22 protein-coding genes and 1 pseudogene are annotated in these 22059 nt (G+C 35.1%); 10 read left to right on the top strand and 13 right to left on the bottom strand.

Annotated elements, in window-relative coordinates; genetic code table 11:
- Positions 1 to 190: 190 nt before the first annotated feature.
- Positions 191 to 673, top strand: a pseudogene (locus tag ACMCNP_RS08385) (DNA methyltransferase); the annotation flags it as partial.
- On the opposite strand, the gene ACMCNP_RS08380 reads toward ACMCNP_RS08385, so the two are convergent.
- From ACMCNP_RS08380 to ACMCNP_RS08320, 13 genes are all read right to left on the bottom strand, one after another.
- On the bottom strand, positions 562 to 1083 hold the full coding sequence (locus ACMCNP_RS08380) for an SDR family oxidoreductase (protein WP_419316322.1): 522 nt from the start codon (positions 1081 to 1083) through the stop codon (positions 562 to 564). The pseudogene ACMCNP_RS08385 and the gene ACMCNP_RS08380 overlap by 112 nt on opposite strands.
- A gap of 6 nt (positions 1084 to 1089) precedes the next feature.
- Positions 1090 to 1233, bottom strand: coding sequence for a hypothetical protein (locus ACMCNP_RS08375; RefSeq protein ID WP_419316292.1), 144 nt, complete (start codon positions 1231 to 1233; stop codon positions 1090 to 1092).
- Positions 1234 to 1822: 589 nt separating this feature from the next.
- On the bottom strand, positions 1823 to 3076 hold the full coding sequence (gene cmr6 / locus ACMCNP_RS08370) for a type III-B CRISPR module RAMP protein Cmr6 (protein WP_419316291.1): 1254 nt from the start codon (positions 3074 to 3076) through the stop codon (positions 1823 to 1825).
- On the bottom strand, positions 3073 to 3489 hold the full coding sequence (gene cmr5, locus ACMCNP_RS08365; protein WP_419316290.1) for a type III-B CRISPR module-associated protein Cmr5: 417 nt from the start codon (positions 3487 to 3489) through the stop codon (positions 3073 to 3075). The genes cmr6 and cmr5 overlap by 4 nt, the downstream gene beginning before the upstream one ends.
- Positions 3482 to 4453 (bottom strand): type III-B CRISPR module RAMP protein Cmr4, encoded by a 972-nt coding sequence (gene cmr4 / locus ACMCNP_RS08360; protein WP_419316289.1) that lies wholly within the window; start codon positions 4451 to 4453, stop codon positions 3482 to 3484. Before cmr4 ends, cmr5 begins: the two co-directional genes overlap by 8 nt.
- Entirely contained in the window at positions 4446 to 5750 is a 1305-nt protein-coding gene (locus ACMCNP_RS08355) for a hypothetical protein (protein WP_419316288.1), read from the bottom strand. Before ACMCNP_RS08355 ends, cmr4 begins: the two co-directional genes overlap by 8 nt.
- A complete protein-coding gene (gene cmr3 / locus ACMCNP_RS08350; RefSeq protein ID WP_419316287.1) occupies positions 5747 to 6835 on the bottom strand; it encodes a type III-B CRISPR module-associated protein Cmr3 in 1089 nt (362 codons plus the stop codon). Before cmr3 ends, ACMCNP_RS08355 begins: the two co-directional genes overlap by 4 nt.
- A complete protein-coding gene (gene cas10 / locus ACMCNP_RS08345; RefSeq protein WP_419316286.1) occupies positions 6832 to 8556 on the bottom strand; it encodes a type III-B CRISPR-associated protein Cas10/Cmr2 in 1725 nt (574 codons plus the stop codon). The genes cmr3 and cas10 overlap by 4 nt, the downstream gene beginning before the upstream one ends.
- Positions 8553 to 9539, bottom strand: coding sequence for a type III-B CRISPR module RAMP protein Cmr1 (cmr1, locus tag ACMCNP_RS08340; RefSeq protein ID WP_419316285.1), 987 nt, complete (start codon positions 9537 to 9539; stop codon positions 8553 to 8555). Before cmr1 (ACMCNP_RS08340) ends, cas10 begins: the two co-directional genes overlap by 4 nt.
- A complete protein-coding gene (locus tag ACMCNP_RS08335) occupies positions 9536 to 9922 on the bottom strand; it encodes an HI0074 family nucleotidyltransferase substrate-binding subunit (RefSeq protein WP_419316284.1) in 387 nt (128 codons plus the stop codon). Before ACMCNP_RS08335 ends, cmr1 (ACMCNP_RS08340) begins: the two co-directional genes overlap by 4 nt.
- The gene (gene cmr1, locus ACMCNP_RS08330; RefSeq protein ID WP_419316283.1) at positions 9919 to 11208 is read right to left on the bottom strand and encodes a type III-B CRISPR module RAMP protein Cmr1; all 1290 of its coding nucleotides are present in this window, start codon (positions 11206 to 11208) and stop codon (positions 9919 to 9921) included. Before cmr1 (ACMCNP_RS08330) ends, ACMCNP_RS08335 begins: the two co-directional genes overlap by 4 nt.
- Positions 11209 to 11222: 14 nt before the next feature.
- The gene (locus ACMCNP_RS08325) at positions 11223 to 11621 is read right to left on the bottom strand and encodes a Dna2/Cas4 domain-containing protein (protein WP_419316282.1); all 399 of its coding nucleotides are present in this window, start codon (positions 11619 to 11621) and stop codon (positions 11223 to 11225) included.
- 639 nt (positions 11622 to 12260) lie between these two features.
- The gene (locus tag ACMCNP_RS08320) at positions 12261 to 12635 is read right to left on the bottom strand and encodes a hypothetical protein (protein WP_419316281.1); all 375 of its coding nucleotides are present in this window, start codon (positions 12633 to 12635) and stop codon (positions 12261 to 12263) included.
- A 213-nt stretch (positions 12636 to 12848) separates the two neighbouring features.
- Between ACMCNP_RS08320 and cmr1 (ACMCNP_RS08315) the strand changes: the two genes are divergently transcribed.
- The 9 genes from cmr1 (ACMCNP_RS08315) to ACMCNP_RS08275 all read left to right on the top strand — a co-directional run.
- The gene (gene cmr1 / locus ACMCNP_RS08315) at positions 12849 to 13862 is read left to right on the top strand and encodes a type III-B CRISPR module RAMP protein Cmr1 (protein WP_419316280.1); all 1014 of its coding nucleotides are present in this window, start codon (positions 12849 to 12851) and stop codon (positions 13860 to 13862) included.
- 10 nt (positions 13863 to 13872) lie between these two features.
- A complete protein-coding gene (locus ACMCNP_RS08310; RefSeq protein ID WP_419316279.1) occupies positions 13873 to 14253 on the top strand; it encodes a hypothetical protein in 381 nt (126 codons plus the stop codon).
- Between the two features lie 23 nt (positions 14254 to 14276).
- Positions 14277 to 15200: a hypothetical protein gene (locus ACMCNP_RS08305; RefSeq protein ID WP_419316278.1), complete on the top strand. Its 924-nt coding sequence runs from the start codon at positions 14277 to 14279 to the stop codon at positions 15198 to 15200.
- Complete coding sequence (locus tag ACMCNP_RS08300; protein ID WP_419316277.1) at positions 15193 to 16128, top strand: RAMP superfamily CRISPR-associated protein; 936 nt, start codon at positions 15193 to 15195, stop codon at positions 16126 to 16128. The genes ACMCNP_RS08305 and ACMCNP_RS08300 overlap by 8 nt, the downstream gene beginning before the upstream one ends.
- On the top strand, positions 16121 to 19138 hold the full coding sequence (locus ACMCNP_RS08295; RefSeq protein WP_419316276.1) for a CRISPR-associated protein Csx11: 3018 nt from the start codon (positions 16121 to 16123) through the stop codon (positions 19136 to 19138). Before ACMCNP_RS08300 ends, ACMCNP_RS08295 begins: the two co-directional genes overlap by 8 nt.
- A 15-nt stretch (positions 19139 to 19153) precedes the next feature.
- Positions 19154 to 20269, top strand: a complete 1116-nt coding sequence (locus ACMCNP_RS08290; protein ID WP_419316274.1) for an RAMP superfamily CRISPR-associated protein — start codon at positions 19154 to 19156, stop codon at positions 20267 to 20269.
- On the top strand, positions 20256 to 20633 hold the full coding sequence (locus tag ACMCNP_RS08285) for a hypothetical protein (RefSeq protein ID WP_419316272.1): 378 nt from the start codon (positions 20256 to 20258) through the stop codon (positions 20631 to 20633). Before ACMCNP_RS08290 ends, ACMCNP_RS08285 begins: the two co-directional genes overlap by 14 nt.
- Positions 20633 to 21556, top strand: coding sequence for a hypothetical protein (locus ACMCNP_RS08280; RefSeq protein ID WP_419316270.1), 924 nt, complete (start codon positions 20633 to 20635; stop codon positions 21554 to 21556). The genes ACMCNP_RS08285 and ACMCNP_RS08280 overlap by 1 nt, the downstream gene beginning before the upstream one ends.
- Positions 21557 to 21749: 193 nt before the next feature.
- The coding region (locus ACMCNP_RS08275) for a DNA methyltransferase (RefSeq protein WP_419316268.1) at positions 21750 to 22059 on the top strand (310 nt) is incomplete at its 3' end.

The raw sequence follows: 22059 nt of genomic DNA, 5'->3' as shown, positions 1-22059 counted from the left end.
GTTATATTGAATATTGTGAATATAAATAAACGGCATCGTAAATTGAAAGTTAGGTGTTTCAAAACGCCCAACGCCTCATATACTTACCGTTGATCCAATTAGAAAAAACGAACGGAAAAATGATAAACTTGCTACAATAAAACATTGAAATGAAAAGCCAACGCTTGGCCAAGATTAAAAACTAAAAGGATTGCTTAAGAAACATGGCAGAAATAAAGAAAATAATAGACAAGTAAAATCTAAAAAAAGAGTTGCTGACCACGGTGAAGTGTTTACATCTGAAAGAGAAGTTAATGCTATGCTCGATTTGGTAAAGCAGGAAACAGAGAGGATAGATTCTCGTTTCTTGGAACCCGCTTGCGGAACAGGTAACTTCTTAGTTGAAATATTAAGAAGAAAACTTGAAGTTGTTAAAAACAGATATAAAAAGAGTCAGTCGGAGTATGAGCGTTATGCTGTAATAGCTGTTTCAAGTATCTATGGGGTGGATTTATTACAAGACAATGTTGAAGAAGCAAGAAAAAGACTTTTTATTACTTTCGATGAACAATATACTTCTTTCTATAAAGCTAACTGCAAAGAAGCGTGTAGGCTAAGCATAAAATTTATTCTAGAAAGAAATATTTTGCGTGGCGATGCCTTAACTCTGCAAGCAGACAATGATGAGCCCAAATCTTCAGGTTTACCAATGCGGCCCAGTGGATAGATGGTCTTTATCATTTCATGGAATTTTTGTTTTCCGTCATCCAGTTTATTGATGTTTGACTCAACTAATGGCGTGTCTATTGTTCCCGGAGCAATAGCATTTACACGGGTGTTCTTTTTTCCCATCTCAATTGTCCCCTTGGTAAGGGAATAAGCAGTTGAATGCCGTCCCTGCAACATCCGATGAGAAAAATAAGAGGATATATTTATCACACTTGTTGTCTCGAAATAATTCTTTGAATATGACTTATTTAAATGATCATCCAATGCTTGTTTACCAACGAAATGCTCCCATAGGATAAATTCCCCGGGTTTATCCATGTTCTCGTGGATTTCAAACTGTATGCACCCTTTATCCGCCCTTGTTTTGTGTGCTATATCATTCTATAATTCCATGAACAGAATTTGGTGTGAGTCCGCTTGTGAAATATATGCTTTTACTCCTTCAATCGGAATATCTGCCTCTGGTAAATTTTTGATTATTTCAGGAAATGATTTCATCATGTCGTGTATTTGTTTTTTTTGCATAATGGCGCAAATAACCCCCACCTGTAGCTAAAAAATGTACCCAATCCTCTCATTGCCGTTTTTGAGTTTCTTTAATGTCTTTCAAATTGCTTTCTTACACACTGCTTTCTTCCTATTTATCATATAACATAAGCTGAATATTTTCATTCTTACCGCCAAATACCTCATAAACGGCATCCCACATAGATTTTGAAGTGCCAATCGTAAATATTTTGTTAAACTCAATGTGGTTATAAAGGGCTTTGGCGATAAATGTTTCAGTATAGCGTTTGCCATTAATCTCATATATTGCTTTTTATATTCATTTTCACCATAAACTCCTGTTCTAATAGAGGCGTTCAGAATTTTTGACATTTATTTTGCATCCGTTGGAAGAGGCAAAATTTTCGGATTGAAATCATAAATTGTAATAATCCTTTTGTGCCTACCCTGGACACTGTTCTTTTAAAAGAGTAATTTTTTCGTAATCAAACAATGCATCAAAAAGAGTTTTTTATATTCTTCATCCGATAAGTGATCTCTGTAATATAAAATTATTTTCTCAACCGGAAAATATCCATATTTGGTTAGATAGATATCGTTAATATTACTAAACATGGTAATAAGATTTCCCCTTTCCCGTTCTTTTATTTTCTTTAGCTTCCTTTTTCTGCTTTTCAGTCATATGCTCTATTTCATAGTCTTTGGATACTGCCTCGAAATAGCCATACCCAACAGCCGTCTTTGCGCCAATACCATGCTCGGACAGTGCTTTTCGCATATATTCATGCGCCACTTCTATGGAAGTCTTGCCTTCAAACTCTTCACCCTTAATAACAATATTGTCTTTCTCTTTTATCCCGATTATAAACTTAAATGGCGTTGTCTTTACAGTCAAAAAGAAGATGGGGTTAGGATTATGATAATCAGCAGGCGGAACTTTTTCTGAAGTATCAGAATAATAAGGATTATAATGCGAATTCATAATATCCGGTTCTATATGTGGAGGCTCAAGCGGGAAAGCATCAAAAAAGATTATCTTGCCTATTTTTCCTAGAGTGCCAAAAATATTTTGAAAATTAATAATTTCAGCAGTATTTTTGCTAAAGTAATTGAATAAAGTCTCTTTAGGTTCTACCTTTTGTCCATATTTTAATATAGCAAATTTACTTTTAAAAATCTTATATTCTAAATTATTATCTTTCTCAAGTTTGAAATTTTCAAGTATTTTTTCAATAATATTAATCTGTTCCACATTATTCAATCTGATTCTATCATATATGTCATTTATATAATAATTTCTGGTTACTCCTTTAATGGCGCTTCCGGGAATGTAAGGAAATCCGTAGATATGATGCAGTGTCATTGATGTCTCATAAATGGATTCATTTCCGAGACCAACTATAAGACGCCAGTCGGGTTTTAGGGTCAAACTTTCCGATAATTTTAAATTTAAATTTTGTATAGAATCGTAGTATCGTTTAGAAATAGCCTTAATCATATCCTCTGAAAAGTTTGGTTTAATCTGATATATTACCTTTCCTCTATTATCTGTTTTAAAAAATTTAAATTTACCATTTTCAAACCGTGCTGCTTTGTTTAGCTTTAGATTAAAATTATTAATGTTTTCTTGTTTAACTAATTTCCATGTATCATCTGGCAACATATTAGTAAACAATTGAACCTTTATTGCTTTATTCTTTTCTTGTTTATTTTCTAATTTAAACTCGACCCAATCGCCTATAGATGGTGGTTTTTCTTTAAAACTACCTCTACCAAAATAAACATCCTTTTCTCCTTTCCATTCTATAGACCCGAGTTCTTTCGTAAAATCGTAAAATTTGACTTTTCCCCTCGCGCTCATATTTCAGTCTCTCCCCCTATCAAGCCTTCCGCAAATCGCCGAAGCCAGTTAAAAAATGCGAGAACTTCAATGGTAACTGCGCGATACTCTGGTGAGTTAAGTGAGATGATTTCATTTACTAAATCATCGTTATCGTTTAATTTAATACATTTTCTTTCATCTTTTCTCAGCCATTCTTTTATCTGGTTATATATCAGACAATAAGCATATCCCGCTTTGTTCTCATCATCACTACTTTTTGATTTGATAAATGCAAAAGTTGAACCAAGTCCATTCGTCTTTATCAACATGGGAATTTTATTAACATAAGATTTATATTCTTTCTTTTTGTTAATTTCACTTCCTTTTTTTGCACAATCATAAGCGAACTTCGCCTGTTCCTGCCCTTTTATTGTAGTGGTTGAATTATTCATTTTTATTCTCCCAAGCTACCATTCTAACAATACCTTTGCCGATGGTTGCATTCCCGCCGATCTGCATCACTTCAGGAATATTACATTCAAAAAATTTCATTACTTTCACTTCCTCTTTTTGATTATCAGTTTCTTTAAATATTCCTTTCTCTTTATTAAATATTGGCGTAGTTAAAGCAAGTGAATACATAACTGTTTCGGTAGGCAAATATTCCTCTGTAAATAATGCCCCTGGTTGAACAGTTCCAGTTTCATTATTGATTTTCGTTCTCGTTATGACTTCTGTAGAAAGGTTTACAAAATCTCGAAAATCGTCATCGGAAAGAACGACGAGCTTATTTTTTATTTCGTTAATATCTGCATGATTGGACAGGAACTCTGCCAGTTTTTTTATATCATTGTTTAAAATCTCAAACGCATATTCTTCTAATATAATATTGCCATTTATTTCAACTTCTTCCCTATCTGAAACGAGACATTTGCCCTTGCCGTCCGCAATTTTTAACGAATTACTTAGTAAAGCTATTATATCAAATATATCATTTATATCTTGTTTAAAGCAAATATTACATAATTTTAAATCTTCCTTAAACTTTTTCAGCACCATTGGGCAGGTAATCCAAGCAAACACACCCTTCATTGATTTTACAGGAAATAGCAATAAACGGGCATCTGTAAAACCCAACGCCCCAGCATGAGCGTCTCCATTTTCAGGACCAAAAGCAAGCGAAATTGATTCCTTTCTATTCTCATTATTAACTTTAGCACTACCTACTGAAATTTCGCCTGTGGATTCTTCAAACACCTCTCTTATGCTTCCCTTTAATCCCGAACCTTCAATTTTTGGGAATCCAGTATGCCTCTCTCTTTGAATAGGCATATCAACGATACCCAATTCCGTTCCGCTTCCCGCATGAAGCGGGGTCTCTACTATCATAAAAAATGGCATTGCTATTTTATACATTTTGCGCCTCCTTGATTGAAATTTCCGCGATATCTTCCTTTTTTATATCCCAATGGGTATTAGTGGAATAATTATCAGGTATTTTTAACCAGAACCATCTTAAATTTTCTGTTTTTTTTGAATATTTTTTGCATAAACCCCTCATCTGTTCAACAACACTATAGTGAATGGGTTTTGAGCTATATAAAAACACTTCAAGTTTCAAATTTTTTCCATTATGGTTATCAATTAAGTGTTTAAAACCTCCTTCTGTGAGTTTGTGCTCAATTGACTCTTTTCCAGCTTTATCCTTATAGATAGGGACGTTGCCCCCTGATTTTACTTCAATGGCTGTTGTGTTTTTATTTTCTATATAAATATCTATATCGTAGCCTTTCTCCCCTAATTTTTTGCCGTGTTCAACACTTGCCTTCTTATCCCGATATTTTTTAACAAAATACTTGCACAATTTCAATTCTATAAGATTACTTATTAAATTCTGTTTATTGTATTTGCCACTATTAAATAAATCTTCATACCTTTTCACCAGCATATTTCCTAATGGTGTTAATTTTACCTTCTCATCAATTTCTTCAACTAAGTTTTTATTTTTTAATCTATCAAATACCTCCTGTGTGAACTCTCTTGTGAACTCTTCAAGACTGGATGATTTAGTTTTACCCAAAGATTGAAATGCGATATAATTTTCATCAATCACCGAAAAATCAAAATCTACCGGTGCCTGCGGTATTTTTATCAGTTTGTCTGTGTCTTCAAAGATGTAATAAATAGGGATGTTATAAATCTGGCCCATAATTGTCATATATGGGATTAAAGCTTTGTATCCCCCTGTTATATTGAAAATTAAATTTTCACAAGAACTGATAATTGTATGCAATCTATCAATAAGATGTATAACCCCCTCTTTTTCAAAGGTGCGTGCATCGCTAACCTGTAGCCCCTTGATAATATCTTTTCCCTCAGAAAACTCATATTCTATATTGTTTCTTTTAAAATAATCTCTAAGAATAGTGGCGGCCAAAACCGAAAGGATTGTATGTGTAGCGATTAAATGAATACTTACATCGCCGTATTCCTCTGTTAATTTTAAAATGCTTTTAATCTCGGCAGAAGAGTTGTTGTTACTGATAAGCCATTGATGAATCGTATCTTCTATATGTTTTATATCATCTTTCCAGTCGTCCCATTTGCTATATGGTTCAGATTTTAAGCATTCAATTTTGTCATTAATATCTTTGTGCCCCTTTTGATAATTAGTAAAAATAGATGTTCCAACCGTGGTTATAACTTTTTTCATAATACTTCACCTCCTTTTGATATTTTTCCAACATAAGTTATGCCAAATCCCTGTTCAGGATAGATATCTGATATTGCCGTTTGATAAAATGTTTTTTTAACATCTTCCATCGTTCCCTTCTGTAATTCAAAGTAATATACGCTCCCTGCAGGCACCGCTTTATACATGGGTTTAGGCTTTCTATTTTTCATATCAAAACCGCCAATATGAATGGGTTTACCTATTGCAGTAGTTAATAGTTTTACCTCAATCTCTTTATAGTTTCCAATCAATGTATCTTCGTCAATCCATTCCGGAATCCAGCCTTTTTCAAAAATTGCGGGTGTTGAAAGATACAACTTAAACATAGTCCCTACGGCAACAGGAAAATCGATCAAAACTTCTTCGTTATATTTCTTGTATGATGCGGCCTTACCTTCACCACCAAGCTTCATCAAGCCTTCTTCAGGCAAATTCAAACCTTCAAAATCAACAATAATAGATACTTTGTCGTTCTCCTCATTAGATAACCTTCTCATATCCGCACGGTAGAGTTTACCTTCCTCACTCGTCCCCGTTTTCTTATCGATACCAATACCTATCTTGGGTTCCGGTAGAACATAATCGCTTATTTTTTTTATGTAGAATTTCTCAATAGCATTTTGTATCAAATATTTTTTAAACATAGATTTCCTAACAAGCCCATTCGACACATTTTCCACTTTTATGTCATTTTTGTAAGATAATATACAATCAGTTAGGCTGCTATTGGTATTTTTATTCTTGGTCATTGATAGCACCGCTACTTGAGTGGGATTATTTATATTATCTTTTTCCTTCACGCAATCGGCAGGAAGATGCAAATAAATATCGTTCCCAATTTCATAATAGATAGCTTTTATTTTTAACCCTTTCGTCGGATCATCATTGTGATTTGCCTTTTCAAGTTCATCAATGTGGTTGGAAAAATAGGCACTTCGTAAGGCACCGTAAATCACTGATGGAAAGGGAGGGAACACGGCATCTGCCCAAGTGTCATCGTCCATGTTAAACGGCTTTCCATCTCTAAAAAAGAGTGTGTCCAATGGCTCTATTTTTATTATCATATAACCCCTCCTCGTTCTATAAATTCAGCTATCGATAAAGCCGAAAGAAAATTATCAAACGATTTATTATTAATATAAAGAGTATTAAGGTTTTCAGACAGATTATTAATTGCTTCTTTCTTACGATTTTCTAATTCATCTTTTGTTTCATTCTGTTTTCTTTTCATCATACACGACCGTCCGACCAATCGTTTTAACTCCGTCTTGAAAATCGCAAGCTCTCTGCATTTACCTTCTTTACTTATTAACTGCCTAAATTCAAAACAAAGATTTTTGATAAAAGTATTGGAAAAATCCTCCTGTCTTAAGAATTCAATGAGATCCTCTAATATTTCTATGCTGGATGAATTATTGAATTCCCATTTGAGTATGGATTTACTGATTTCACCTGATCGCTTAAGTACTGCAATAGCAAAAGAATCCCTCCCACCGCTTTCTTTCGCTTCATGTTCCATCTTTCGCGCCCATTTCAGCACCTCAGAAAGAGGCGTTTTATAATGTGCAATTACAACTCCAGCAGACGCGGTAGACCCTTTATTATTTTTAATCTTAGTTCCCATTTCTTCAAATTTAGGGAATTCCTTTCGCAACTCTATCAGAACATCAAATAAATGGTTCACGCTAACAAATGTAAATACGTCGTCTCCACCGGCATAAATTACTTTTCCTTTTGGGTCACCGATTATATCTTTTATTTCTGTGGCGTAATTCCCAAGCTTCTCTGATGCCTTTTTATGAAAATCTTTTAAATTTGCTTTCTCATTCTCTTCTAAAAATTCTCCGGAAAGCCATTTCCCCATTATATCGCCGTCCAGCATAACAAGAGCATAATATTTTGATAAGTTCTTTGATTTTATATTATTCTTATCTAAAATCTCTTTTCTCAATTTTTTCACTTCTTCCAAAGGCGTTTTAACCCCAAATTTTTCAAAATAATCCTTTGTAAGATTCTCTTCAAAAAATAACTGGGGGTCTAAATTTTTATTTTTAAATTTATTCAAATCGTCTTTTGGAATTTTATCCATCAATGCAATCTCTGCCGTAGATGGAAAACTTGCGGTTTTACAAAACCTTTTGGTAAAACAGACTGCACAGAGTCCTTCTCCAGGGTTTAATTCATTTCCTTTAATCTCAATTACACCTTTCTGAATATAGGCAGGTTCTTTATTTTTTGCTGTTCTCTTATAAAATAAAACATTCCTCTCACCGCATAAAGAGCATTTGCGACCTATTTCGCCTCTGCCTCTATTCAACTGTTCAAATACTCTAATATTTTTAATGGAGCCGAGATAGCTTTCAATTTTTTTGTAAGTAACTTCATAATCATCCTCTTTTAAAGGAAGGGCAACCCAATTCACCTGGAAAAAATCTTTTATTTGTGAATTAAAACCATCGGGCTTGGATGAATCTAAGGTTACGTTATCTAAAATACTAATAGATATCTCTTTAAACATATTCACCGCGAAACTTTTTAATCCCTTGCCCACCTTCTCTATATCATCAGATTCTATCTCAGCGATGAAACGGTTTGGCTTGAATTTTATATCTTTGTGTGGGAAAATCAATTCACAGTTGTTTACCTTATCCTCAAGTTCTTTCATGACAGAGTCAATTAAATGAGATAGCAAGAAACTTCCTGTATAAATGTCCTGAGTCTTGCGCGCTTGAGAAATAAAAGATTGGACAGGGCCTATTGTGAACAAGAATAAATATTTGCTCATAGGATTGCCTCCTTAAGATTTTTAGATAAAATATCATTGAATTCTTTGCAAACCTTTATAAAATTCTTAGTTTCTTTTGTATTATCTATTTTTTCTTTTCCATAAGCATATTCGGATGGAATATGTAACATATACCCTATATATTTATTGTTCTCGTTATGCACTGACATAAAATATGGCTTAGCCCGTCTTTCCATAATGGATTTTTGTATCTTTCCCACAATAATAGGTGATGCTATATATTGTTTTTTGTCATAAACATATTTTGCCTCCAACTTATTTCTCGCATTTTTATATACAACCCCTAATTCGGCTAATGCATCATCCCATTTGTCGAATTGTTTAGTTTTCCACAATCTGATTCCTTGTGAAAAGGCAGAGTATTTAGGTAAATTGGATGTATAAGAGCTTTTTTCTAAATTAGAATAAAAATTATCTGATTCACTACCTATTGATTGAATCTTAAATGAGCCAAATCCATTCCTTGACCTTGACCCTAATCCTCCAAATGTTGACAATAATTCAAATGAACTTTTGACCTCGTTTACAATTTCACTATAACAAGAGACAAATACTGAAACTTTTTCTCCAGATTTAATGTAATCTCTGGTAAACACATTTCCATTCTTTCTTTGGTATTCGTAAGTTCCGTAACAAAGATATTCCAATATGTTGATTCTAAAAACTTTATTGGAGCTACGAACAATTATGGGATGGTCCGGTAGTTTATCCTTAGATGAATATAGTTCTTGCGACTTTATTCTGATACTAAATTTGCTTCTGCCTTCCCTTTCTCCACTACCTCCAAATATCTCAGATTCTTTCTTCTTTAGTTCTTCAGGTGGTAGATGTCCACCCATTGCCCGCCACCAGAACCGCATTGCGCCCTTGATAGAAGGAGGTCTGAGTTCCGGCGTTTTGCCGTCTGCACCGGCAAGAAACATTGGCGTAATAATCTCACATTCAAATTTAATCGTATTCATTTTGTCTCTTCAACTCTTTCTACAAGCCATTCATAAAGACTTACATAATATTTCTTGATATTTTCAAAAATCTCCCTTGAATTTCCAAAATCATAGGTATGAACAAGTCTATTTCTATCGTCAATCATCATTAACCAGTTCTTCTCATCTTTAATCAAACCGTTGATAAAAGCTTGCTTAAAACAATCTCTTGGATTTTTGCAGATAATACCAATGTTGGACAGGACCTCTTTAATAAGCTTCCATGATAATTCATAGCAAAGCTCAAATCGTTTAATTGTTCCATCGATTTCAAGGTCAGTTTTTGCTTTATCGACCGCAACCTGTAAATTACCGAATGCTTTATAAAAATTATCAAAATCTCTTTTTAATCTTTCATTCATATTTCTATTCCTTCTTTTTCAATTGCTTTTTTAAAGTCATCATCTATGTTTTTTAAATCTACCAAATCAATTGATCCGGCTATGTTACTCAAACCAATATTTTTGTCTGTTTCAACTGCGATGTCAGTATCAGAATCTTTATGAAAATCTCCTCTTGCCCTTGAACCGAAAAGAACTACTTTTGATGGCGATAGTTCTTTTACAATACGAGCTTTTAGATCTTTCACAGTGTCTGGGATAGATAATACTTTTTCAATATTTTCTCTTTTAATGCCGTTCCAGAATTCGTTGATTTTTGAATAGTCTGGTCTTTGTGATTTATAATTATTTTTCAAAACAACTCTTTCAGGCAAAAATTCTCCCGCAAGCCGCAAAGCCATCCAGTAATATTTATCCCCCACTTTTAGAATTTTAAAGATCAAAGGAGAACTGCGCCGATTAACCTCTTTGGGTTTGTTTGTTTTTATATGTTTTCTTGGTAATCCAAATGCAGCGGTACCAAAAATATCTTCTTTGTTACTGGTGCGATATAGGGCAAATTTAGATCCCATGTCATTTAAAGCCTCTTTCCAATCCTTGAAACTATGATCTGAAATAATAAACCTTGAAATTGATAGGTTAGAATATTCCGAAATAAAATCTGTATCTTTGCCTTTGTTTACGGCTAAGCTTGCTATCCGATAATTTTTGATGAGCCATTCTGCTATTTCATTGCCGTTTATTCCCTTTAACAAGAAATCAATATTTGTTTCGCCTATAATATTGTTCTTATCTACAATATTCGTAACTATAATATTTCCGCCACCTCGCCTTGACCGTGTTCCAATTCCGCCAAGATGCACCAATGACCAAAATGAAGCTATTGCATTTTTTAAGGCATCAGAGTTTTTGCTTCTTAATTCCACATTAAATGTTTGTTTATCCTTAATATATGGTCTCTCATTTAACATGAGGACAGAATATAGTAAATAAGATAACCCGTTATATTTATATTTTTTTCCAGCTTTTGAAGTTTTTTCAATATGAGGTATTTCACTCCAAAGGCTGTCTGCAACGCTTTTTTCAATTGACTGTTTGCTTATAATGATGATCACTTTACTTTGCTCTATTTTTTCTCCACTTCCGCCAAAAATATTAGCTTCTGATGGTAGATGTCCACCCATTGCCCGCCACCAGAACCGCATTGCGCCCTTGATAGAAGGAGGTCTGAGTTCCGGCGTTTTGCCGTCTGCACCGGCAAGAAACATTGGCGTAATAATCTCACATTCAAATTCTATTTTCTTCATCAATCCTCCTCTGCTTAGTTCCAGCAAAATTCAAAATATGAGCATTTTCTGCAAAACGGAATCTTTGGGGGAACAGGTATATTGTCTTTAGACAAGAGAGTTTCGATCTCATCTATTTTTTCTTTGATTAATGTCACATCGCCTTCTTGAAGTTCTATTGTCATTGATATTTTTTCTTTTGGAATTTTTATAATTCCTTTGCACTTAATACCTTTTATACTGAGCAGATATAGATAATACTTGAGTTGTTTTATACCGCTCGCCATCGTTCGGGAAGATTTTTTTATTTCTGCAACAAATAGACTGCCATTCTTTTGTGTTATAAGATCAATTTCAGCAACAAACTCTGCAAGGTATATTTTTTTCTTTTCGCGTTTGAACGTAGCTCCATCAATTAAAATCCTTATCCCCACTTAAAAATGGGAATAAATCGGACGTAGCAAACTTGCGATAAATAGGTACGTTCATTGCAATTCTAACTGTTTTATTATAAATTCACAAGGACTTTCTTTAGCCCCTGCATGTCTTGTGATAGAGTGTAAAGCGTCGTTCCATTCTGCCATGCCTTATTATTTTTTTAGCCCAGCAATGTTTATATTTCTAATTTCATATATCTTTCAATTTTTATAATTTTTGGGTAAATTTTTTCAAAAATTCGCATGCTAATTCATATCGACCCCCACTTTTTTTCTTTATCCCCTCAATCATTCTGCCCACTCATAGTTCTTCATTCCAAAATTTCCCTCATCTCATCCAAAAATGAAGGCCTCTGTTTATTCTATTCTTTCAACTGCGCCAAAAATTCGGTATATTTGCCTTCTGTTCCGTTGATTATGCTCAGTTTTCTCATTTTTATCAATGTTGAGCAGTATATATTTAGGATTGGGTGATTTCCATCTTTTATAATCCCTGATTATCAAATTTTTTTAACGGTCAAAATATTCATCTGAAAATAGTGTCAATAAAATTTTGAGATATTGATCATAAAGATCAGCCATATCGAGTTTCGCCGATTTCATAAAGGCTTCCCTCATCCGGCCGCTTTTTAGGTATTAGTCGATAAATTCAGGCGAATCTTTGATTTTATTATACATATCACCTTCGATACTCACACTGAAGTCTCCGCTCGTTTGCTTAACCTTTTCATACAAGTCATGCGATGGCAAGAGGTCAAACAAAGAAATAAGATTGTTGAAATATCTGCCTTTGTTATTTTTGTATAAATAACCGGATATATCGGCTCTAAACTCATAACTCTCATTCTTCACTCCCGCACGAATTGCATGCAACGAACACACTACCCTTGACCTTGAATTCCGTGTATTGATCAGGAACCTCCTTGCGGGGACTCTTGCTTTTATATTGTTTTCATCGCAACGAAGACCCTTTAGACTTGATGCGTTTGTTGAAATATCATTTAATGTCAAAAGGTGTATAATACAAGAGAAAAACTAAGATATACTATAATTTGGAATGGGAGAAGTGATGTCCACCACAAATGAATGCAACTGAGAAGACAGAGGACGATGAAAAGAAGGAATAGCTGAATTTAACCAGAATAATACCAGACAGTGACCTTAGAGGGATTGTTGCATATCGCCGGGTCTCTGCCTGTCGGAGATGCGGAGGGGAGAAATAGAATGGAATTCAGATTGAAAGCATTGACACCGATTTGGACGGGGGGCGTGAAAGGGGAGAATGATGAGCTTCATGTAACAGGAATAAAGGGTTCTATTAGATGGTGGTATGAGGTATTAATTCGTGGACTTGATTGTTATGCCTGCGATCCGACAGCCGAGGGGCATTGTGAACTTAACCCTAAAAAGCTCGATAGAGACCAACCGTTAGCCCCGCAAATTAAAAAACAAATCTGCCCTGTCTGCTATATGTTCGGCTGTACCGGCTGGAGCAGTAAAATTATTCTGAAATTAAAAGAACCGGGGACAAGCAGGCCAATACGGTCTTTCTCATCGCGAGAAATTGCGTTTCAGCTTCATTTTCTTGAACAAAAAAAGATTGATCCTGAGGAAAAATTATTGCTGAAAATGACCTTAAAGCTTATTGTTAACCATGGGGCCATAGGCGGGAAAACTATTTTTAAACCATCAGAAATAAAATATAAAAATACAAAACTTCACCATAGGGATTTTGGAATACTTACAAGAGATGTGCGATCAGATTTACCTAAGGAAAAAATACAAACAGATGAGATAACTCCATATATGGAAGAATTTAAAAAGAAAAAAGGGAATAATAAACCTGAATGGCCCGATATGAAATATTTTTGGTTTGTCAAAGGTAAACATATAAATAGACTTCAGCATAATCAACTGGTTGGAAGAGATGCTAACGGAAATTATAAAGATACTGTCAATGAAGCTGGTATTTTTCTTGGTGGCTTTATTTCAAGAGAAAAATCAAGTTTTGATCAAAAAGTACAAGAGAAATATAATGATAAAAATTCTGCAAGCAAAAAAATATTTTCTTTCATAGGAACTGGAAATAAGGATTGCCGGATCGAACGATGTTTTGGCTATATAAGAGCAGGTGATGATGATGATTTAGATAGTTTCATTAAGAACCTCGATTTCAGTCAGTTAGCATTTAAAGAGAATGATATTATTAAGGGATATGTGCTTATAAAAAATTTGTAAGGAAATAGCGATGAGCAAATGCGAAGATTCTGATGAATATGAAAATTGCAGTGATGGCGACATTCTCTATGAGCTTGATAATAAATGTTTATTTCATAGTGATGATAACAATAAAGATACCAGTGATTTTATACAAGCATTGCAAAAAAAAGAAGGATCTGACTTTAACGGCTATGTCTTTCCTGTTGAAGTGGAGTATAGCATATTCCATCAAGAAGTGATAAAAAAAGGCAGCGAAAGCTCGACAATAACCTTTGACAAAGAGATGATATTTAAAAAAGCCCATTTCTTAAAAGGAATCATGCTGGCAGGCCTTATCTTTGAAAAATCCATCAATATGAGTGAGTGTAAATTCCATGAGGAATGTGATTTCAAGGAAAAGTCATTTTAGACGGATCTGTCGTTCACGGTAAAATGGATTTTAATAAATCAAATTTTTTAGCTGGCCTTTCTTGGAATAATGCGCAGCTATCCGAACAAACTTCAAAAGAAGAAATATCTTTTACCGATATTAAATTGCATAATTCAGTGCGAATTGATTTCGATAATATTGATCTGCATCGCTGGTCATTCTTGGGCTCAGATATTAGCAGGATAAATTTTAAAGATTGTACTTGGGTTGGTGTCAGCGGCATGAAAGAATGTTATGGTCGTTCTAAAAGTACATCTATGCTTTATGATGAACTTAAGGAGAAATGGGATTACAAGCCCTTTCGTAATAAGTGGCTGCATATTGCCAACATAGATCCAGAAACTGAAAAAAAATATAAAGAAGTACTTAGCTTATACAGAAAGTTAAGAATAAATTATGAAAGTAAGCTTCAATACCAGGAAGCAGGAGCCTTCTACATTGGAGAAATGGAAATGCGCAGATTATTACTATTACAAAATAATAAGCGAAAAATAATTTCTGACTTTGAATATTTTTTTATGTGGCTTTACAAATTTTTAAGTGATTACGGTGAAAATTATCTAAAAATATTAGGACGCTTCACTGCCATGGTAGTTATTTTTGCCATTTTCTTTATGTTTACTGGTCTTCATAGGGTTCATGATAACTTGAACCATAGCAAAAAGACCATTAGTTATTCACTGTCGTTACAGCCGCCCTCCGTTGAAAATATCAAAGAGATGCTATTAAATTTCAGTCGTTCATTGGTATATAGCTTTTCAGTAGCTACTATATTTCTGAAAAATAGGCAATATACTTACAAAAATGAAAGTGGGTACTATCTGTTTATTCTTGAATCATGTTTTGGTGCTATTACACTGCCATTATTGGTTCTTGCTATGCGCCGCAATTTTAAGAGATCAACAAAGGAGACAATTTATGACTAATGACATTTTTGCCTTGTGGGATGAAAATAAAACTCGGATTAATGATATCTCTGATATATATACAAAAAACAAATATCTTCTCACTCGCAACAAAGCGGATGCGAAAAAGGATTATCAACAATTTTTAGAAAGATACAAGTTTTCAGATATACCAGACTATGTTCCATCGTCTGGTATGTTGGAAATAATGCCAAAATATTCTTTATTCCTCCAATTCAAATTCTTTCTATCAACTCCCTACATTTCCAGAGATGATGAAGGTTTCTATATAATCGACAATCCGATAAAAAAAGATAAGGTTTTTAAAGTTCCAATGGTTTCAGGAAGTTCGTGGAAGGGCAATATGCGATGGGTAGCTCAACATATCGAAACAGATCCAGCGAAGATTATAAATCTTTTTGGTAATGAAAAAAAGGTTGAAAAGGATTTTAAAAGAGGGCGGTTGAATTTCTATACTACATTCTTTAACCAAATTGGACTTGAGGTCATCAATCCGCATGATAGAAAAACGAAAGCCGGAATTCAGCCCATATATATAGAAAGTGTTCCTGGGGGTGCAGATGGAACGTTTAGTCTCCTTTATATGCCCTTTGACCTGATGGGCAGACCTGGGACAGAAGTCAAAGAAGAGGTTATAAAGGACTTGGAGGCGATTTATCCTGCTATAAAGAATATGATGCTGACCTATGGTTTCTCAGCCAAGAGGAGTAGCGGGTTCGGCATTGCAAAAAATGAACTGTCAGATGTTTTCTGTGAAATGAATGGAATTGAAATCAAAAAATCACCAAAAAAAGATAGTAAGCAAAAATCTAAAATCAAAAGCTTTAAAGAGTTGAAGGTGAAGGAGCAAAAGACTTTTAATGATCTAGAAGATAGGCTAAAAGCAATTGTTGTCAAACTGCTAAATTCAGGAGGTAATAATGCCTGATCTTTCTAAGAAATTGCATGATAAACGGAATCAAATTCTCTTTATAGAACTTGCCGGACTTCTACATGACATCGGAAAACTCAGCAAGGTATTTCTTGAATACAGGCAAGAATGGCAGGACATTCCCAATGGTTGGGATATTGATCCTCATGACCATGAGTATCTTGATAAGCATGAAGTTTATAGCAATCTGATACCTTCAGAGTTTGAAAACTATAGAATCCCTGCGAATATTGATTCCGGAAAAAAAAACTTTTCAATAAAAAAAGCTATTGATTTTCATACAAAGCCAGGCGAGGATCTAATTTTGAAGTTACTCAAGGCTGCCGATGGTTTAGACTCGGCTATTGACCGCAATAACCCTCTTTGGAGCGCCGAGCAAAAGAATAAGATTTTCAAATCAAATGTTTTCGGATATGAAGGCAATAAAATTGTTACTGTCGAGAGCCAGGAAAAAGCAAGACATGTGTTGTACGCCTTTCTTGGTAATATGTTGCCTGGCTATCTTGATCATTTTGACAGTAAAGTCCGGATTAAAATTCTTAGCGGAATTAAGAAAGCATTTAATCAAGGTCTCAGTGATACGACAAGACCGCAGAATGACACCACGCTCTGGGAGCATAATTATGCCGTCGCATCGATCCTGAAGGTTATTGTTGTGCGTTATATCCTTTGCAATGAGAAACTTGACGACTTTGAATTTGAAAAAGTAGAATTTGGCATTTTCGGTATCGGGTGGAATGGCATGCGTTTTTTATCTTACGGTCAGAAGATTGGGGATATTCTTGGACGGCAGCATATTATAGAAGATATAAAAAGATGTTTAAAAGACTTAATAGAATATGAATATCCGATTGGAAACGAAATATATTCAGATGATGATGGAATTTATTTTATTGTGCCTGCCAAACTCGATGGTTATGAATTGAAAGAGTTGAGGAATAAAATAGATGATGAAGTTTATAAAATAGCTGCTAAAGCCTCATCAGGTGAACTTCAGCCCCATATTGTTAACATATCAGAAACCAATACCCTGACGTCATTGGCCAAAGCGATTCAGTGTATGGTTGAAAAAACCATATATCCTTTTGATAGTTCGGTTAATGGATTTGATGAATATTTCAAAGGTGCTTTAGAAACATTTGAAGACGGAAAAACAGTATGCCCAATTTGCAGGCTTAGACCAGTTGAAAAGGAAGATAAAAAAAAGAAGGTCTGTAAGACTTGCATGGACAGAAGGGCACAAAATGATAAGAATGACGCGGATAAATACAAACCTAAGCATAATGAAACACTTTTTATCGATGAAATAGTTGACAAACACAGAAAGGCTGCGCTTATTGTTGCAAGGTTCGGGCTCGATGATTGGCTGAAAGGGACAATGGTGCGAAGTCTATTTGTCACAGAGGCTAGCGGACTGGAAAAAGAGATCAATAACCTTGGAAATGTAAAACAGAAGGAATTCCTATCAAATATAAACTATGGCGAGTTTAATTACGGCAGAATTAAGGATGATATTGACGCCCTGTTTAAAGATAAAGATTTTGAGCGGGCGAAAAATATAGCTTTCTTGTATGATCGCAGAAATACTTTTAGTCCGGATGGGGAAGCGCTGAAAAAGATAAGAACAAAGTGGGAAATATTTCTGAAGGCTGCAAAAAAAGAAGATTCAACTATAGATATTTATAATCTACTTAATGCCAAAACTCCGACCCCTTCAACATTGTTGGATATATGGAATACAACATTGAATTTTTTGGACGATTTACCTGCAAGCATTTTGAATGCCCTTTTGCCTGAGAAAAGGCGGCTAAAATTAACCGTTAATAATTTAGATCCAAATAAATACGGAAGAACATTGGACGGCAAAGTTATATTCAAAGATAAATCAGTTAAAAAAATAGATATACTAATTATAAACAGTAACGAAATTGAAGTAATAAATGAGACGAAGTCTGACTCTCCAACTTCAAAAGATTGGAGCAATGCTGACATAATACTAACAGATCCTCTTCCGCATCTTAAAGTTTCTAAAGATCAGAAAGGAAGCTCTTTTGTCCCCTACCGCACAATCACTGCTACGCCAAACCTCTTTATGTCCATTGTGCCTGCTGACAGGGCTGTTGAAATAACCAATCTTATTTACCAAAAGTATATTGAACACTTTGGCAAGGTCATGGGCAGGCTGCCTTTCAGTATTGGGAATATCTTTTTTGACCGCAAGATGCCGATGTTTGTTGTTCTTGATGCAGGCAAGAGAATGGTTGATAATTTTGATAAGCTCAGTAAACAAAGGATTAAGTTTACTGCGTTAAAAGATAAAGAGAGTATTCCCTCTGGCATCAAACTTGACCTGAAGTGTACTCTCGGCAAGCTAGATAAAACTCTGACATGGCAACTGCCTTCCAAACTCGGCAACTGCGAAGATGATTTTCACCACTCGTACTTTATTGTAAATAACAACAAAGAAAGTCTGCCAGATAATAGGAAAAGTTTTTTCAAGACGATTGCAGGTAATGTTGTTCATTGTTCAGAAATTATGAAAGGGGATGAGCTACAAGTCTTGCCAAACTATTACGATTTCGAGTTTTTGGATTCAAACATAAGGCGATATGACATAAATCTGAGTGAGAATAACAGGAGAAAATCAAATGTTGCGAATTTCAGCTCAAAACCTTTTCTGCTTGATGAACTCGGTCAGAAGATTATGTGCCTCTGGTTTAAACTCCTTCAGGGAAAACAGTTAAAGGGAATTACTGATACTAAACTCAGAAATCTTCAATCTCTCTGGCTGACTAAATATCAGGAATGGGATGTAAATATATCCAATAATTCTTCTAAAAACTTCAATGGGTGGATAAACCTTGTATTACTATCCATCCGAAAGGAATTCAATGAGATAAATGATAAGCATTACATATTGCTTCAGGAAACAATTAAAAACGGATTATTCTTCGATACCCTTGAACTTTATCTTGGGATATTAAAAGAACGAATAGAAACAAAATAAAAGGAGGGAATTGAAATGGCTGAACCATTTGTAAAGAAAACATATTTTGCAATGACCCTTGACCCTGTGCATATTGGCACTGGCGGATACAGGCTTGGAAGGGTGGATAACACGATTACCAGAGAGCCGGGAACGAACTTGCCCAAAATTCCCGGTTCAAGTATTGCCGGTGTGACAAGGGCGTATACGGCAATGGCAATACAAAACGGGAATTTTATTGAGATAAAAGATGGAAAAATATGTTTAAAAATATACTCAAAACTCAAATATCAAAGACCTGCATATCAGTTAAAGATATCAGATGATAAAAAGACGGCGACTGTAAAAAAAAATCCAAAAGGAGAGCTTTTGTATTTAGGAGATAAACCAGAAGAACCAAAATATTACAGTTGCGCAGGTAAAGGTGCTGACGATGGTGAAGGACATTGTGGTAATCCTGATTGTGAAGTCTGCGTTTCTTTCGGATTCTCAAAAGGCAAAAGCAATTTAAGTTTCCAGGGGCTTACGCAATTCTATGACGCACGGATTTTATTCTTTCCTGTTCACTCAATGATCGGACCAGTATGGGTTACATCTCCAAGTATTTTAATGGAACATAACAAAGTTATTAAATTAGCAGATTTGAATAAGTTTAAAAGTTTTGGACGAGCAGATTTGATAAATAATGGACTTAACTTCGGTTGGCTAATGCTTGAATCGGAAGGTACAGAGACATTGGATGATCTTTTTCCTGATGTGTCTAAGGATATAAAAGACAGCCTTTTTGTTGTCTCTGATAAAATCTTCTCTCGGATTGTCAATGATAATCTTGAAGTCCGCACTTCTGTTGCCATAGACCCTGCCACAGGGGCAGCAGAGGATGGAGCCCTCTATACATATGAAGCCATTCCAAGAGCAACAGTAATGTGGTTTGACGTGGTTTATAACAAACCGGAATATTTCAGGATAAACGGACAGGAAATCATGGAAGATGTTGCTAATAAACTAAAAGCAGATTCAGGGTGGATTCAAACCAATGTCGAAAAAGGGCTTGCCTATTTTGAATACCTTGGAATTGGCGGAATGAATACGCGAGGAATGGGTAGGTTAAGAATCCTGAATATGGGAGGACAAAGCAATGGAAATACTTGATATGAAATGCGCTGAATACGGGAGCCGTATTGCTTCTATTGAAGGCATTAACGAGGCGCTTATAACAAAGGTTTTAGGAGTTCTTCGGGAAGATGGTGTTTATGCATTTTTTCTATATCGCTCTTCTCTAAAAAAAGATCAGCATATTGCTATTAAAAATCAAGCTTTTGATTTTCTTAAGCAAGACGCAATATTAGGACACGTTTTTGGAACCGAAACAGATGTCTTGACGGGAATAAGGGAAAAACTTTCAGACAAATTGGACGAACTCTTTTTTGCCAAAGAAATTCTTGAACGCACACTTGTCTATGCACGCTATCATGCAAAGACTTTAGAAGATAGTTCAAACAGTGGAGGTGCGTAATGGGCTGGAAAGCGTACCTGCTTGTTTATAAAGCTAAAAGCCCTATTCACATCGGCTGGCATACGCTCGGCTATATAGAACTCACCCGTTATTACATAACGGGCAAGGCTATGTGGGGTGCATTTACAGCCAATCTGACAAGGGCTAGAGAAGAAAATAATACAGAAGCATATCAAAAATATGGAGAATTATTTAAAGAAGATGTCCTGCTCAGTTATTTTTACCCTGCTCTTGACTCTGATATCCCCTTATTACCTAAATTTACCGACAAAGGACTGGAATACGGCGAATGCTCAAAATCTGAATTTGAAAGCCTTTTCATTAAATCCTACAGCCGGACCGCCGTCCTCCCTGGCAGCAATACAGCGGAGGATGAATCTTTGCATGAATCCGAGTTCATTGCGCCTTGTGTCGGAGATAAACAAAGTCCTGTCTATTTTGTGGGGTATATCTTTATTAAAGATGGTGCCAAGACTAGGGACAATGAATCTGTTGGATGGGACAGTGAAAACGTTCAACTTAAGGGCGCATTGTCTGAAATTTTTGTAGGTGGAGACAGAAAATATGGATGGGGAAAATTATCATTAGTAGATATGGGTAAAACCAGAGAAGTCATCGATTCCAAATTCTTTGGGATAGACCTTATTTTAAATGATACAGATGTAAAAATCGAGCTTAACGAGGAGCAATATATTCCAGCACACCTTGTTAAAGATGATTTAAAACTAAAAGGCAATATTGAATTCCTCGTTGGCAGAGAATGGGGTACTATTAAGATTCTTAAAAATAAGTCCGAGGAAACACACAGTGGCTTTGGTCAAAAAATCAGTAAAGCAGAAATTTGCTGGGCACCGGGTTCTGTTATGCCTAAGCAAAACAACCTAACAATTGGAACGTTCGGAATATTAAAGGGCTCCCTTTAAACAATCATGATTGAATAAATTTTAATTAACATTGTTGCCGGCATCGTGCTATCATGGTCAGGCTGCTCAGCAAGAATACTTTACAATATAAAAAAATATTCTCTTTTCAGATTTGTCATAAAATTTAAGTTGTTTAACTCCGGAGCGCAGGGTTATTACGGTATCTTTGAATTTTAGTGAGAACCTAAAATAAATGAAAGAAAATAATAGACAAGTAAAATCTAAAAAAAGAGTTGCTGACCACGGTGAAGTGTTTACATCTGAAAGAGAAGTTAATGCTATGCTCGATTTGGTAAAGCAGGAAACAGAGAGGATAGATTCTCGTTTCTTGGAACCCGCTTGCGGAACAGGTAACTTCTTAGTTGAAATATTAAGAAGAAAACTTGAAGTTGTTAAAAACAGATATAAAAAGAGTCAGTCGGAGTATGAGCGTTATGCTGTAATAGCTGTTTCAAGTATCTATGGGGTGGATTTATTACAAGACAATGTTGAAGAAGCAAGAA

The sequence above is a fragment of the Candidatus Acidulodesulfobacterium sp. H_13 genome (genome assembly GCF_048541835.1).
Lineage (GTDB): Bacteria > SZUA-79 > SZUA-79 > Acidulodesulfobacterales > Acidulodesulfobacteraceae > QIJE01.
This window is presented reverse-complemented; position numbering and strand designations above follow the sequence as displayed.